This window comes from Tropicibacter sp. Alg240-R139, assembly GCF_900537075.1.
In the GTDB taxonomy this organism is placed as follows: domain Bacteria; phylum Pseudomonadota; class Alphaproteobacteria; order Rhodobacterales; family Rhodobacteraceae; genus Falsiruegeria.
On the sequence record NZ_UNRA01000003.1, the window covers coordinates 39232 to 53356 of the forward strand.

Annotated in this window: 13 protein-coding genes, 1 other RNA gene and 1 riboswitch; of the genes, 8 read left to right on the forward strand and 6 right to left on the reverse strand. The window is 58.4% G+C overall.

Translation table 11 applies throughout. The features are described from left to right. Together G6R15_RS13135 and G6R15_RS13140 are read right to left on the reverse strand one after the other, a co-directional pair. Positions 1 to 1938 carry an extracellular solute-binding protein gene (locus G6R15_RS13135; RefSeq protein WP_164660345.1) on the reverse strand — a complete coding sequence of 646 codons (1938 nt, stop codon included), beginning with the start codon at positions 1936 to 1938 and terminating at the stop codon, positions 1 to 3. A gap of 223 nt (positions 1939 to 2161) precedes the next feature. Then, entirely contained in the window at positions 2162 to 2668 is a 507-nt protein-coding gene (locus tag G6R15_RS13140) for a cytochrome c family protein (protein ID WP_164660897.1), read from the reverse strand. A 120-nt stretch (positions 2669 to 2788) separates the two neighbouring features. On the opposite strand from G6R15_RS13140, the gene G6R15_RS13145 reads away from it, so the two are divergent. After that, positions 2789 to 3622 (forward strand): prephenate dehydratase, encoded by an 834-nt coding sequence (locus G6R15_RS13145; RefSeq protein WP_164660346.1) that lies wholly within the window; start codon positions 2789 to 2791, stop codon positions 3620 to 3622. Positions 3623 to 3673: 51 nt separating this feature from the next. Here G6R15_RS13145 and G6R15_RS13150 read toward each other — a convergent pair whose 3' ends face one another. Together G6R15_RS13150 and nudC are read right to left on the reverse strand one after the other, a co-directional pair. Further along, positions 3674 to 4141 carry an SRPBCC family protein gene (locus G6R15_RS13150; protein ID WP_164660347.1) on the reverse strand — a complete coding sequence of 156 codons (468 nt, stop codon included), beginning with the start codon at positions 4139 to 4141 and terminating at the stop codon, positions 3674 to 3676. A gap of 35 nt (positions 4142 to 4176) precedes the next feature. Further along, a complete protein-coding gene (gene nudC, locus G6R15_RS13155) occupies positions 4177 to 5160 on the reverse strand; it encodes an NAD(+) diphosphatase (RefSeq protein WP_164660348.1) in 984 nt (327 codons plus the stop codon). Between the two features lie 216 nt (positions 5161 to 5376). Between nudC and G6R15_RS13160 the strand changes: the two genes are divergently transcribed. The 3 genes from G6R15_RS13160 to rsgA all read left to right on the forward strand — a co-directional run bounded on the left by G6R15_RS13160 (position 5377) and on the right by rsgA (position 8637). Further along, complete coding sequence (locus tag G6R15_RS13160) at positions 5377 to 7284, forward strand: bifunctional 2',3'-cyclic-nucleotide 2'-phosphodiesterase/3'-nucleotidase (protein WP_164660349.1); 1908 nt, start codon at positions 5377 to 5379, stop codon at positions 7282 to 7284. 42 nt (positions 7285 to 7326) lie between these two features. Beyond that, an RNA gene (gene ffs / locus G6R15_RS13165) (signal recognition particle sRNA small type) lies at positions 7327 to 7425 on the forward strand. Between the two features lie 180 nt (positions 7426 to 7605). Then, positions 7606 to 8637, forward strand: a complete 1032-nt coding sequence (rsgA, locus tag G6R15_RS13170; RefSeq protein WP_164660353.1) for a ribosome small subunit-dependent GTPase A — start codon at positions 7606 to 7608, stop codon at positions 8635 to 8637. Positions 8638 to 8673: 36 nt separating this feature from the next. Here the strand turns inward: rsgA and G6R15_RS13175 are convergent, their stop codons facing one another. Beyond that, positions 8674 to 9537, reverse strand: coding sequence for an alpha/beta fold hydrolase (locus G6R15_RS13175; RefSeq protein ID WP_164660355.1), 864 nt, complete (start codon positions 9535 to 9537; stop codon positions 8674 to 8676). A 93-nt stretch (positions 9538 to 9630) separates the two neighbouring features. Between G6R15_RS13175 and G6R15_RS13180 the strand changes: the two genes are divergently transcribed. Both G6R15_RS13180 and G6R15_RS13185 read left to right on the forward strand, forming a co-directional pair. Then, positions 9631 to 10194, forward strand: coding sequence for a TetR/AcrR family transcriptional regulator (locus tag G6R15_RS13180; RefSeq protein WP_164660357.1), 564 nt, complete (start codon positions 9631 to 9633; stop codon positions 10192 to 10194). Positions 10195 to 10211: 17 nt separating this feature from the next. Next, positions 10212 to 10422: riboswitch (cobalamin riboswitch) on the forward strand. Between the two features lie 84 nt (positions 10423 to 10506). Next, the gene (locus G6R15_RS13185) at positions 10507 to 10905 is read left to right on the forward strand and encodes a hypothetical protein (protein ID WP_240336760.1); all 399 of its coding nucleotides are present in this window, start codon (positions 10507 to 10509) and stop codon (positions 10903 to 10905) included. Between the two features lie 283 nt (positions 10906 to 11188). Here G6R15_RS13185 and G6R15_RS13190 read toward each other — a convergent pair whose 3' ends face one another. Beyond that, the gene (locus G6R15_RS13190) at positions 11189 to 11824 is read right to left on the reverse strand and encodes a protein-tyrosine phosphatase family protein (protein ID WP_373456014.1); all 636 of its coding nucleotides are present in this window, start codon (positions 11822 to 11824) and stop codon (positions 11189 to 11191) included. Here G6R15_RS13190 and G6R15_RS13195 point away from each other — a divergent pair. Next, a complete protein-coding gene (locus G6R15_RS13195; RefSeq protein ID WP_164660359.1) occupies positions 11812 to 13623 on the forward strand; it encodes a DNA polymerase III subunit gamma/tau in 1812 nt (603 codons plus the stop codon). The two genes, G6R15_RS13190 and G6R15_RS13195, sit on opposite strands and share 13 nt — an antisense overlap. A 120-nt stretch (positions 13624 to 13743) precedes the next feature. After that, a complete protein-coding gene (locus tag G6R15_RS13200) occupies positions 13744 to 14088 on the forward strand; it encodes a YbaB/EbfC family nucleoid-associated protein (protein ID WP_164660360.1) in 345 nt (114 codons plus the stop codon). Positions 14089 to 14125 lie beyond the last annotated feature (37 nt).

Genomic DNA, 14125 nt, shown 5'->3' on the forward strand with positions numbered 1-14125 from the left:
TTACCTCAACGCGCGGTCGGATTTCAGTTTGGCGGCCTTTTCGGCGTCATACCACCAGAAGTCCAGCACACCTACGGCATATTCCGGCAGGTTTTCGGGGTGATCGTATTGATCCCAATAGGCGACCCAGCTTTGGTCGTTGTACCATACTGGTACCATGATCCGCTCGTACCGTAGCGCACGGTCTAGCGCCTGCAGGGCTGCGGCCTCTTCCTCTTTGCTGGTCGTTACAAGCGAGTGCTCGATGATCGCATCCACGAGCGGGCTGGCCAGACCTGCAGGATTGAACAAACTAAACTCGGCCTCCCCGGATCCATACATCTGCATCAGACCGGTACCTGCAGACAGGAAAGCGCGGTAGTTGTCGAACACTATGTCATAATCGCGTTCACGATTGCGCAATGTGTATTGCGCCGAGTCAACCTTATCAGGGCGGGCGTCCACTCCCATCGCCACCAAATTCTTGGCAAAGCCATCAATCACTGCGGTCAACGTTGGGGACGACGACGAAGGGTACGGGATTTCAATCACCAGCTTTTCGCCTTGGGCGTTCCGCCGCATGCCGTCATCACCAACAGCCCAACCGGCCTCATCCAGCAGATTCATCGCCGTGCGCAGGTTGCGACGGTCATTCAGGCGCTTGGCGCGCGACTCGTGGGCACGCACGGACGGTTCGGTCAGCATGTCAGCGGGTACCAGATCACCCAGAGACTTGAGCAGATCAAGTTCGGCGCCTTGGGGTACGTCTTGGGCCATATGCGGGGCATTTTCCACGAATGAATGACGCTGCTTGAACAGACCGTACTGAAGCGATTCATTAGTCCATTCGAAATTGAACGCCAGCGACAAAGCTTCGCGCACACGTTTGTCCTGCAGCGCTGGGCGGCCTAGGTTAAACACGAACCCCGTGGGCGTTGGCGGCGTCAGATCCGGGAGTTCCTCTCGCTTGACCCACCCTTTGGTTACAGCTGGAAAATCATACTCGGTCGCCCAGCGCTTGGAATTGCCCTCGGCACGGAAGGTGTATTCGCCCGCCTTGAATGCTTCGAACCCTGCAGTATCGTCGGCAAAATACTCGACCCGGATGGTGTCAAAGTTGTAACGACCCTTGTTGATCGGCAGATCCTTGCCCCAGTAGTCAGGGTTGCGCTTGTAAACGATACGGCGGTTCACATTGTAGCTGTCGAGCTGATAGGGGCCTGACCCCGGTGCCGCATCAAGGCGCGGTTCATCCAGCCGAGCACCGGTTTCTTCGTACCAAGCTTTGGGAAACACGGGAACACCCCCAGCCTGATCAATCAAGGAACGGCGTGAAATGCCGGTGGCAAAAGTGAATTTCACCGTGTGATCATCCAGTGCCTCAGCCGACAGGATACGTTTCTTGACCGCCTGCGCATATGACGGCAGCCCCTGTTCCAGGAACAGGTTGTGGCTGAACACAACGTCATGCGCGGTCACTGGGGACCCATCGGCAAACCGCGCTTCGGGGCGCATGTAGAATATGACCCAGGTTTTGCCCTCGTCATACTCCAACCTTTCGGCCAGCAGCCCATAACTTTCCCCGATCACATCTGCAGGCAAACCGCCCGCGGTGGCGGGCATCTCACCCAGCAGGCTCTCATAAACCATCCAGGAGTAGCGACCCGCCCGGCCCTTGCGGCTGTAGGGGTTCATCGAATCAAACGTACCCGGAGCAGACACCGCGATTTCGCCCCCCTTGGGTGCGTCGGGATTCACATAGTCGAAGTGTTCGAAATCCGGCGGGTAGGTCAAATCGCCAAAGAACGAATAACCATGGCTTTCGATGATTTTATCATCCTCGGCATGCGCCAGACCTGTGGCGGCAAGCAGTAGGCCAATCGACAATCCGATCGCTCCCAACACCTTTGGTCGAATGTCCATTTGGCGAATTCGGGTCGCGACGCGGGGCGGTGTCATCAGGCTCTACCTCCGTATGGGTCTGATTGTCTCGGGTGAAACATAGACCAATTTTTGTTGTTGCCAGCTAAAGGTCCAGCGGGGCGAGATTCAAGTTTAGAATGCGTGAACGCATTGTGAAGACACGTTCATGTGGCAGGAACTTGCGAATTTTGCACCGCTAAAACAAAAAAACCGCCACCCAAGTGGGCAGCGGCTTTCAAATTCTCAAGAAGAGCGGAGCTTAATTGTCTAGGCTATCCAGATAAGCGATCAGGTTGACCCGATCTTTTTGCTTTTTCAGGCCCGAGAAGCTCATCGAGGTGCCGGAAACATCGGCGCTTGGCTTGATCAGGAAGGCATCCAGGGCCTCGGGGGTCCAATCGCCCCCTTTTGCCTGCATCGGGCCCGAGTAGCCAAAACCTGCAGACGACGCGACTGGACGGCCCACAACGCCATACAGGCTTGGGCCAGTGCTGTTCACTCCGTCTTCCAACTTGTGGCAGGCCGAGCATTTCTTGAACACTTTGGCGCCCTTGCCCACATCGGCGGCCATCATCAACTCATCAAAGCTGACTTCTTCGCCCGTGGTGATTTCTTCGGCAGGCTGCTCGGTCTCGATCACGTACGAAGCTTCACCATGCCCCCCTACGTTATAGATCATCATAGCGGCCCATTTGCCAAGAAGAAGCACCAGGAAGGCGCCAAGCAGGCCGGCTGCGGCCTTGGTAACTGTCATCGTGTCGAACATTGATCGCGAGTCCATTTCAGCTGTCTGGGCGGGTGTCTAAGGCTTCCCCTTGCAAGAGGCAAGGTATAGACACCGCGACTAAACGCCCAATTCAACAACTTGTTGCACGGAAACCGACAAATGACCAATCGCATTGCCTTTCAGGGAGAGCCCGGCGCCTACAGCCACGAGGCCTGCCGCGACGCACGCCCCGACATGGAGGCACTGCCGTGTCGCACGTTCGAAGACGTGATCGAGGCCGTGCGCACCGGCGAAGCAAAGCTGGCGATGCTCCCGGTTGAGAACACCACCTATGGTCGCGTGGCCGACATTCACCGCCTACTGCCACACAGCGGGTTGCACATCATTGATGAAGCATTCGTGCGCGTGCACATTAATCTGCTGGCTGTTCCCGGCGCAAAGCTGACGGACGTGACCGAGGCGCATTCGCATCTGGTGCTACTGCCGCAATGCGAAAAATTCCTGCGGGAAAACAACATCCGTGGCCGTGTCAGCCCCGACAATGCCCGCGCCGCGCGTGAGGTTGCCGAGGCAGGTGACATGCAATCCGCCGCTTTGGCCAGCGAACTTGCAGCAGAGATTTACGGGTTGGACGTACTGGCCCGCCATGTCGAAGATCAAGGCGACAACACAACCCGCTTTCTTGTGATGTCGCCTGAAGCAGACGAATCACGTCGCGGCGATCAGGGCATGATCACCAGCTTTGTCTTTCAGGTCCGCAACATTCCGGCGGCGCTGTATAAGGCGATGGGTGGATTTGCCACCAACGGTGTCAACATGATCAAGCTGGAAAGCTATATGGTTGGTGGCCGTTTTACGGCAACGCAGTTTTATGCGGATATCGAAGGGCACCCGGATGATGCCAACGTCCGCCTTGCGATGGATGAACTCGGGTACTTCACCACAAACGTCGAAATTTTGGGCGTCTACCCAGCCGCGCGTGAACGCCACTAACGTCTGAGCAAACGCCGGAGCGCGACACGCGCAACACTTTGCGAAACTATGTCAGGTCAAGCGCGATTGCCGACGCTCGATCTCTTTTGCCATATCCGCCAGCCGCATTTTGAATCGCTTGTTCAGGTTACCGCGGGCCAACTTCAGAGATTGCAGGAACAAGCGCGCCGCCAAAGTGTTTGCCGACAGCTTGATGTCGACGCTCAACCGAGTTCGGCGTGGCGACAGCGCCAGCAGTTCGACTACGCAATCACCGTTGACCCCCTTGCTACGCGAATCGAACCGCATCAGCGATGGCTCTGTGAACTCCACCAGCGCTACCAGCATGTCGCGCGGCTTTCCACGCAGATTGAAGGACGTGTTCCACGCCAGACCTGCATCAACCGGCAGTGAGGAATCCACGCGCTGAACCTCGATTCCGCGGCGAATTGCTGAACGTTCAAAGCTCTCAAATTCCGAAACTGCAGCAAAGACATTCTCGATCGATGCCTCGATATCTTCTTTACCCGAAAACTGCATGTCGCCCCATTGTACTTGTTTGCCAAATTGTCGTCTTAATCCAGCGTATCCGCAAGCCAGTTTTCCAAAAGGAAGTGCGCAATCGCTCCTTTGCGGGCTGGCAGAATCTTAGGGTGTTCCCCTGCAAAGGCCAGCATCATGTCCTGACGTGTGACCCAAATCGCGTCTTCAATCTCGACCGGATCAATGTTGATCTCTTGTGACAAAGCCTCACCCGCGCATCCAAACATCAGCGACGCCGGGAACGGCCAAGGCTGGCTGGAAAGATAGTCGACCTGACCAACCTTCACGCCCGCCTCTTCCATGACTTCGCGGCGCACGGCGGCCTCTAGCGTTTCACCAGGTTCTACAAAACCGGCCAACAACGAGTACATTCCCTCGGGCCATCCCGGCGAGCGGCCCATCAACACCGAATCCCCGTAAGTGATCAACATGATCACGACCGGGTCCGTGCGCGGGAAATGCTGCGCCCCGCAGGCGTCACAGGATCGCTGCCACCCAGCCTGCACAATTTCACTTGGCGCGCCGCAGCGGGCGCAGAACTGATGCGTTTCATGCCAACCGATCACGGCCTTGGCTGATGCTGCCAATTCCGCGTCACGCGGCGACAATCGTGTCATGATCCGACGAAGTTCAGCAAAGACGTGCCCCGGCGGGCAATCCGGATGGTGCTGCTCGGTCCGATCCACAAAACCACCAACGGTGCTGATGTCCTGACCTACAGGCTCCCAGCCCGAGATATCGAGCGCGAAACATGGGGCGCCGTCGTCCTCGAAGCCCAGAAAGATTATTTCTTCGGCGGCAGTTTGATACCCAGCTTTCAAAATCGGATGGGCCATCGTAACCCACGAGAGCCGATCCAGCCGCTCGCCGTGAACCATCACCTTGCCGCGCCACAACAGGATGCATGCGGCGTCGCTGTGTTGGCTGACTTCCGTCAAGGCGACTGCATCATTTCGGATGTGAGCGGCCCGGTTCAACCCCGAACCCCCAAACGTAACTTGCTCTGCCCGCTTCATTTTTGCGCCCCCCATTTCCTCAATCAGAACTTCATATACCGTTGAGCGTTCATCACAACCCGCTTGACTGAATATGGTCCACGGGATGAACGTTGACGCAAATTGGGATCACATCTGACACAAATTGAAGACACTTAAGTTCTTGTGATTGATTTAGATTTCTGTGCTCTGCTACTCGCAACAACTTTAACGCGAAAATATTCGGCGCCGAACTGAATGACTCCAAACCAGACTTCACAACCGACACAAAGCGATACTTGTCCTGCGGGTCAGTCGGCGCAGGTGCGCATTCTGGCAACCAGCGATCTGCATATGAACCTGGGCAGCTTCGACTACTATGCAGACCGGCCAGATCCGTCTGTCGGACTAACGCGCATCGCAACGCTGATCCGAAACGCTCGACGCGAAGCTGAAAGAGCACTGGTGCTGCTCTTTGACAACGGTGACAGCATGCAGGGTACCCCGTTCGGTGATCTTGCCGTGCGGGACACTTCACGGCGCCATCCCCTGATGGCCGCATTCCAAGTGTTGAACTACGACGCCATCGGCCTGGGGAATCATGATTTCAATTTTGGCCTCAAAGCGCTCAACCGCGTGTTATCCAGCGCACCGTGTCGGGTGGTCTGTTCGAATGTGCACGCCACCACGGACACAAATCTTGGCTGGCAGTCGAGCGTGATCCTTGAGCGGTCTGTGACCATCGAAAACAAGGTCTACCCTATCCGAATCGGAGTTTTGTCTGTTTTGCCGCCACAGACACTGGATTGGGATACACACCACCTTAGCGATCGGGTGTACATTTCGGATATTGTCGACACTGCGTCGGACACTGCACGCAATTTGAGACAGGCGGGGTGCGACCTGGTAATTGCATTGGCCCACACCGGCCTGAGCGCAGGCCCCGATGACAAAATGGCGGAAAACGCAGCCATCCCATTGGGTCAAATGGCGGACGTGGACGCCGTGATCGCGGGGCACACGCATTTGCATCTACCCGGCACGGCACACCAGGGGTTGGTCGGGGTCGAAGCAGACACCGGACGCATCCACGGCAAACCCGCAGTGATGCCAGGTTCGGCCGGTTCCCACTTGGGGCAGATCGATCTATGTGTGACCTCCGATGGACAGGGCGGTTGGGCCATCAATTCGGCGCAAAGCACCCTGAGGCCGATTTCCCGACCAGCGAACACGGGGCAAGTCATCTCGCTCGCAAACGAAGACCCTGAGCTGGTGCAACTGTTCCATCCACCTCACATTCAAACCCGCGACGCAATGCAAGAACCGGTTGGCCGAGTTGACCGCGCCCTGCACAGCTATTTCACGTTCTTTGCGCCAGATCACGGGCTGGCATTGGTGGCAGCTGCGCAGGCTGCGGCCTTGCGCGCCAATCTAACATCCCAGGAAATCAGAGGCCTGCCGCTGCTCTCGGCTGCCGCGCCGTCCAAATTCGGAGGCCGGTCCGGCCCCCGCCGGTACACTGACGTACCGGCCGGTACTATTTCGATGCGCAACGTCGCAGATCTGCACGTCTTTCCCAACGAACTCAGCGCAGTGATTGCAACGGGCCGCCAGATTCGCGATTGGCTGGAAATGTCAGCCAGCGTGTTCAATCAAGTCACCCCAGGCACCTCGGGCATGTTATTGCGAAACCGAGAGCACCCCGGACATAACTTCGATGTCATACACGGATTGACCTACGAGATCGACATTACCGCCCCTGCCCGGTTTGACCTTACCGGAGATGTAGTGAACCCCGCCCACGTTCGGATTTGTAACCTGTGCCACGCCGGCACCTTGGTGGAAGACGATCAAAGGTTTGCAGTCGCCTTGCCGAACTACCGCGCCAATGGTGGCGGCAACTTCACAGCTTTGAAAGACGCCGAACCAATTCCGGTGCTCGCACATCGTATTCAACAACTGGTCCGCGACTATGTGTCGGGCACCATGTCACCAGAACCCCAAATCGCGGAACCTTGCTGGCAGCTTTCCACCGCCCCGGACACGCAAGTTCTGGAAGTTACCGGCCCCGCCGCGCGAGCCCACCTGACCGAATTACCCCCAGGCCGCGTCACAGATCTGGGATTGAACGAAGACGGCTTTTTGCAGCTGTCCATCAACTTGTGACGGATGGCTTGTCATTTCCCGCGCCAGATCCTATATCGGCGGTGAGAGGTTGGCGCGGGCGAGCGCCTCGCCAACCTGGTCAGGTCCGGAAGGAAGCAGCCACAACGAGCCCCGCTTGGGTCGATGTCCAGCCTCTCACTTGATCCAGTGATGGATCGTTAGTTTGACCGCTTAGCCCTAGGAGGGACTTTATGATTGTAGTTGCATCCCCTCGGGCAGAGAACGTCTGAACTAAGGCTTTCCGTTTTTGCCTGACCCACTGACGCAGTCGCGCGCTTGGCCGCCACTGTGGTATGTTTGCATTCTGCAACAGGTAGACCAATGTCTTACAGCTATTCGGACCTGGGATGGTCCAACCACTTTGCGGCACAAGTAGCCGCACCTGAATCTGATCACATGTTTCGCATCACCGCTGTTCATCGCGACCGGCTGATGGGCCTATCGCCCGTTGGCGAACGCATTCTGCTCCCTCGCTCGGGTCAACCGACCGGGAGTTTTGCGGTCGGAGATTGGGTCGGCGCGAACCCAGATGGTTTGATCGACCAGACTTTGGATCGCAAAAGCCTGCTTTCGCGCCGCGCAGCAGGCAGCGGTGCGCAATCGCAGCTGATCGCGGCCAATGTTGACGTGCTGCTCATCACCAGCTCTTGCAACGCGGATTTCAGCGTCGCGCGGCTGGAACGCTATCTGGCCCTTGCCCATCAGGCCGGGTGTTATCCGGTTATTGTCTTGACCAAAGCGGACGCCTGTGATGATCCGCAGGATTATGTGCGGCAGGCAGAGGCGATGGAACCGTTTCTGACGGTTTTGGCGGTGAATGCCCATAACGCGGATGATCTGCGGCACGTTCTGACTTGGTGCCCACGCGGTCAAACGGCGGCACTGGTGGGATCGTCTGGTGTGGGCAAAACCACCCTCACCAACGGACTGACGCAAACAACCGACATTACGGCAGGCATTCGAGAGGATGATGCAAAAGGGCGGCACACCACAACCGCCCGCGCCCTGCGCTGCATGACAAACGGCGGCTGGCTGATCGACACGCCAGGCATGCGGGCCTTGCGCATGCTCGACAACACGGATGGCATTGACGAGGTCTTCTCGGATCTCGTTGCGCTGGCCCAAGACTGTCGCTTTTCGGATTGCGCGCATGGGTCTGAACCCGGCTGCGCCATTCAAGCGGCAATCGAGGCCGATGAACTGAATCCCGACCGTCTGCAGCGGTGGCAAAAGCTGCTGCGCGAAGACCGGATGAATTCGGAAACCGTGGCCCAAGCCCGAGCGCGCGACAAGGCCTTTGGCAAAATGGTCCGGTCGGTCATGAAGGACACGAAGGGGCGCAAGGGCCGCTGACTGTTACGAGCGCGTCCCGCACCGGATGCGCCCGAATTACACCGCCGGAACCAAATCTGGCCACATTGCACTGCTGCGGCGAGCAAACGCCCCCAAGTGGCCGACCTCTTTCAACCCGTAATCCGAAGGTGACAGCGTTCTTGTCTCAACCCCTTCACCGTAGAGTTCAGACAATTTCCACACACATTTGGGTGGAATGGTATCGTCATCGCTTAGCGCAATCATCGTCACCGGTGCGCCGCTGCGGCCCCAATCAGGCGTCGGAATGGTCAAGCCAGCTTCTGGCAAGTAGCTGCGTGGCGACGTGCACCATTTGCGCCACTGCCAATAAACCTGCGGTGGCAGGTCGGCACCGAAGCCCGTGATCTTACCCGGCAAATACCCGAGCGCCTTCACCAGCAATGGGACATGGCCAAACCAGAACAACCGCGCCAGCCCCTGATAGGGCCAATCGTGATCCGTGTGATGCACAAGGCCTGAACAGACGCCGATCATCCGATCCACTTCCTCGATCCCGTCTTGGGATGGCATCAACATGCCACCCACGGAATGACCGATGACCCACAAGGGGACATCCGGAAAACGGTGCTTCATCTCGGCCCGCGCCGCGGGCATGTCGATCAGAGCCCAATCCGACATGGTGACTGACGAGTCCTGCAACCACCCTTTCAGCGAGGTGCCAAAATCGCGGTAGTCATACGTCAGGCAGGCCATGCCGCGTTCTTCGACCAACCACCGCGCGAAATGACGATAGTAGTCGCGCGGCACGCCCGTCGCTCCGTTCAAAACAACGGCGGCCAACGGTTTGCCAGCTGGTCGGTACAGGACCGCCGATAGCTCGGCTGGACCTGCAGGAAAGTGAAACTCTTCGACTTCGACAACAGCTTGGCTGTCCAACATAATGCATCCTCCGACACGACTCCGGCATCTGGACCGATCAGTCTAGTCACGTCACTGGACCATTTGGTCTAGAGATGTCAATATCTCCCTCACATGACCGAACGTCCGCTTCCAACCAAAGATCGCCTGATCCGGGCTGCTGCCGATCTGTTTCGGCGCAGCGGCTATCATGGAGTTGGCCTATCGGAACTGCTGAGCGCAGCAGATGCCCCCAAGGGATCGCTTTACCATCATTTTCCGAACGGAAAGTCCGACCTGGCAGTGGCAGCGGCGACCTGGGCTTCGGACGAAATGCTGCGGATGATCGCAGCCTCGTTCGAACCGGCCAAGGACTTCGAGGCTGGCACCCGGACCTTGTGCCACAAGGCTGCCAAAATGTTCGACAAATCCGGCCAATGGGACGGGTGCCCGATCTCGGCGACGCTGTTTGAAGGCCCCGGCAACACGGATTTTCGCCAGCATGCCCACCACCTGTACGAAGGCTGGATCACCGAGGTCACACATCATGCAGCCCAGTTGGGGGAACCCGATCCGCGCGAGACAGCTGACACGCTGTTCATCCTGCTGCAGGGCGGCTGGCAATTGGCTCGAGCCCGCCAAAGCTCAGACGAGCTACGCAAGTTACCTGATCGGTTGTTTGCGACCAAAACCAATTGACGCGTACCCTGCCAAACCGTTAGCCATTTCGTGATGGTTCCCGAGTCGCGCATGCGCGATCGGGATGAAAAGGGAATACGGTGCGGCCCAATCCGGGGCCAAGTCCGTGACTGCCCCCGCAACTGTGAGCGGAGAGCGAAGCCGAAACACCACTGACCGCAAGGTTGGGAAGGTCGGCCAAGCGATGACCCGCAAGTCAGGAGACCTGCCATCGGAACTGAAACTCGAACTCGGACGGGGTGTCCGGGCCGAATCGATGGCGTTCTGCCACCTTTTCCGGTCACATGCCCTGTTCCGCGCGGAGGGCGCAACATGATCTGGAAGACCAACACTCACCTGTTCACGGCAACAGTGTGCCAGCACACAGGCAAAACCTGCCCGGCAGTTCAACGCATGGCCGAAAAACTGTCGCAAGCCATGGAGGCGTCAAAACCCGTGACCTCGGATGATTTTGAGATCGCAGGCAACAGCGTGCTCAATCATTGTCCGATGGAGTGCCCGGCCAAGTTCGAAGCCAGCCACGACCGAATCCGCATTTTCTGTGGTGTGACACCCGAGGCCGAGACAGAAGACTTGAATCGCTTTGCGGATGCCTTGTTTGATCCGCACCCGCATCCCCTGACCTCGACGAGGTTCGAACGCCCATGCGCGATTGTCGAAGCTGAACCTGTGACAGTGCATCAACCGTTAGAGCAATACGCAACCTTCTGATAAAAAACTCCGATCCCGGAAGAGCTCCCGCCCGTCGTCGATGTTTCTGACGAAACATCTCCTCCCGTTGGGCCCAGCCTCGCTGCGCTCGGCGGTTGGCGATTGTGGCAAACCAAATGCCCCAAGCGGAACCGCGCCGAGCCGAAGGCAAGGCGCCCGGCCCAAAGCCGTTAGCGAGGCTGACGCAGTCAGGATCGCTCGGGTGCGGGAGCGCTACGAGTTTGGCGTGAGGCTCGACCCCTTCTGGGCCAAGAACTGCGGAAGATACCGTCGACAGGGCGCTCTACTCCAGCACACGCACCATGCGGCCGGTTGATGCCCATTGCAGCTGCTCGTCCGTTTCAACCGCGCAGGGCCGCACCGAACGAAGGCGCGCCAGGGCGTCGCGCGGCTTCTCTCCACATTCAATCATCAGACGCAGCGCAATCATGCCTGACCGCCCGCAGCCTCCTTTGCAGTGAACCAGAACGCGCCCACCACCGGACAGCGCTTGCCGCGCTGATGCGCTTGCATCAGGCCATTGCTCCAGAACATCCTGTCCAGGCACTCCAAAATCATCAATCGGCAGGTGCACCCAACGGCAGGCCCGCCCCTGAATATCCGCGCCGAAGTTACGGGCGCCGTGCTGCAACATCTCGACCTCTGTCGTCATCGACAGCACAATTCCTGGCGCCCAGGAAGCGATCAGATCCAGATCCGTCCCATAGTCGCCATACCGGCCCGGCAGTGGGGAAATCGCCAAGGTGCCGCCGCCGACCTGCAACGCGTAGATCACCATTTCCGACATGACTTCCCCCAAGGAATTCAACAGGCTCAAACGTACAGCCAACAGATGCAATTCCAAAACTTGTACAGCCAGCCCGACCAATTCCAAACGAAATTCGCGCACGGTGGCTGTGGACGCCGATGGCTGCGGCAACTACGCTACGGCTTCATGACGAATCCGGCAGAGCAGATATGACCGACACAGCCCCCACCCCTTATCAGGTTCTGGCCCGTAAATACCGCCCTGAAACCTTTGCCGACCTCGTCGGACAGGACGCAATGGTGCGGACGCTGAAGAACGCGTTTGAAGCGGACCGGATCGCCCAGGCCTTTGTCATGACTGGCATTCGCGGCACGGGTAAGACCACGACCGCGCGAATCATCGCCAAGGGCATGAACTGCATCGGGCCGGATGGTCAGGGGCAGCCGACAACCGAACCTTGCGGCCAGTGCGAGCATTGCGTGGCCATCATGGAAGGTCGCCATGTCGACGTCATGGAAATGGACGCCGCCAGCCGCACTGGTGTCGGCGACATCCGTGAAATCATTGACTCGGTACGCTATCGAGCTGCTTCGGCCCGCTACAAGATCTACATCATCGACGAAGTGCACATGCTGTCGACCAGCGCCTTCAATGCGTTACTGAAAACGCTTGAAGAGCCGCCCGCGCATGTGAAATTCATCTTCGCGACCACTGAAATCCGCAAGGTTCCGGTGACGGTTCTGTCACGTTGCCAGAGATTTGATTTACGCCGGATCGAGCCCGAAGACATGATCGCGCTGATGCGCAAGATTGCCGGGGCAGAAAACGCCGAGATCACGGACGATGCATTGGCCTTGATCACCCGAGCCGCCGAAGGGTCGGCGCGCGACGCCACATCATTGCTGGATCAGGCGATCAGCCACGGCGCGGGCGAGACCACCGCTGATCAGGTCCGCGCCATGCTGGGTCTGGCGGACCGGGGCCGCGTATTGGACCTGATGGATATGATCTTGCGTGGCGATGCTGCAGGCGCGTTGACGGAACTCAGTGCGCAGTACGCCGAAGGTGCTGATCCTCTGGCCGTGCTACGCGATCTGGCGGAAATCACGCATTGGGTTTCTGTGGTCAAGATTACTCCAGATGCAGCCGAAGACCCCACGATCTCACCCGATGAGCGCACCCGTGGCGCACAGATGGCCGAAGCCTTGCCAATGCGCGTGCTGACGCGGATATGGCAGATGTTACTGAAAGCTCTGGAAGAGGTAGCAGCCGCCCCCAACGCCATGATGGCCGCCGAGATGGCGGTGATCCGTCTGACCCATGTGGCTGATCTGCCCAGCCCGGAAGAATTGATCCGCAGGTTGCAGGACACACCACCTCCGCCGTCGCCGAACCCAGGCGGCGGAATGCCTGCACCAGGGAACGGTGCACCTGTGGCAAGCCAGAGCGCAACGTCGGCCTACACCTCGGCCCCAATCGGCACAGGTGGCGGCGGAACGGCGACGGCGCTTGCGCAGGACACGGCGACGGCATTGGCGCGGTATCCGACATTTGAACACGTGGTGGAGTTGATCCGCACGCGGCGCGATGTAAAGCTGCTGGTGGACGTCGAAACTGGCGTGCGGCTGGTGGCCTATCAACCCGGACGGATCGAGCTCACCCCTTCCGAGGATGCACCCCGTGATCTGGCCGCCCGACTGGGCAGCAGACTGCAATCCTGGACCGGCAACCGTTGGGCCGTGTCGGTTGTTTCAGACGGTGATGCACCCACGATCGCCGAATTGCGAGATGCGGCCGAGAATGCCTTGCGCAACGAAGCAGAGGCGCACCCATTGGTTCAGGCCATTTTTGCCGAATTCCCCAAAGCCAAGATCACCAACATCCAAACACCCGAAGACTTGGCCGCCAAGGTTGAAACCGAAGCCCTGCCTGAGGTCGAAGATGAATGGGATCCGTTCGACGACGAATGACCATCAGGGTTTCCACTAGTCATCTCAATCTGAACAACCAGAGTTCTCGAGCCCGCAACCCTTGCACACAAAGGGGACGGCCCGTATCTACGCCTCAACGCATTTGCTAGGAGACACGACATGCTCAAAGGACTTGGTGGCCTGGGCGACATGGCCAAGATGATGAAATCGGCGCAGGAACTACAGACCAAGATGACAGACATGCAGGACGAACTGCACAACGTCATGGTCGTCGGCGAATCCGGCGCGGGTCTGGTCAAGGCAACCGCTTCGGCCAAAGGCGAGCTCAAAGGCTTGGACATCGATCCGTCGATCTTTAACGGCGACGACAAAGAAGTGGTCGAAGACCTAATCCTGGCCGCCATCAAGGACGCGCAGACCAAAGCCGCCGACAAAGCGCAGGAAGAGATGACCAAGCTGACCGAAAGCATGGGCCTGCCCAAGGACGTCAAACTGCCGTTTTAAGTCGACCTGTGAATGAGGTACGAGGGCGCCCGCGCCC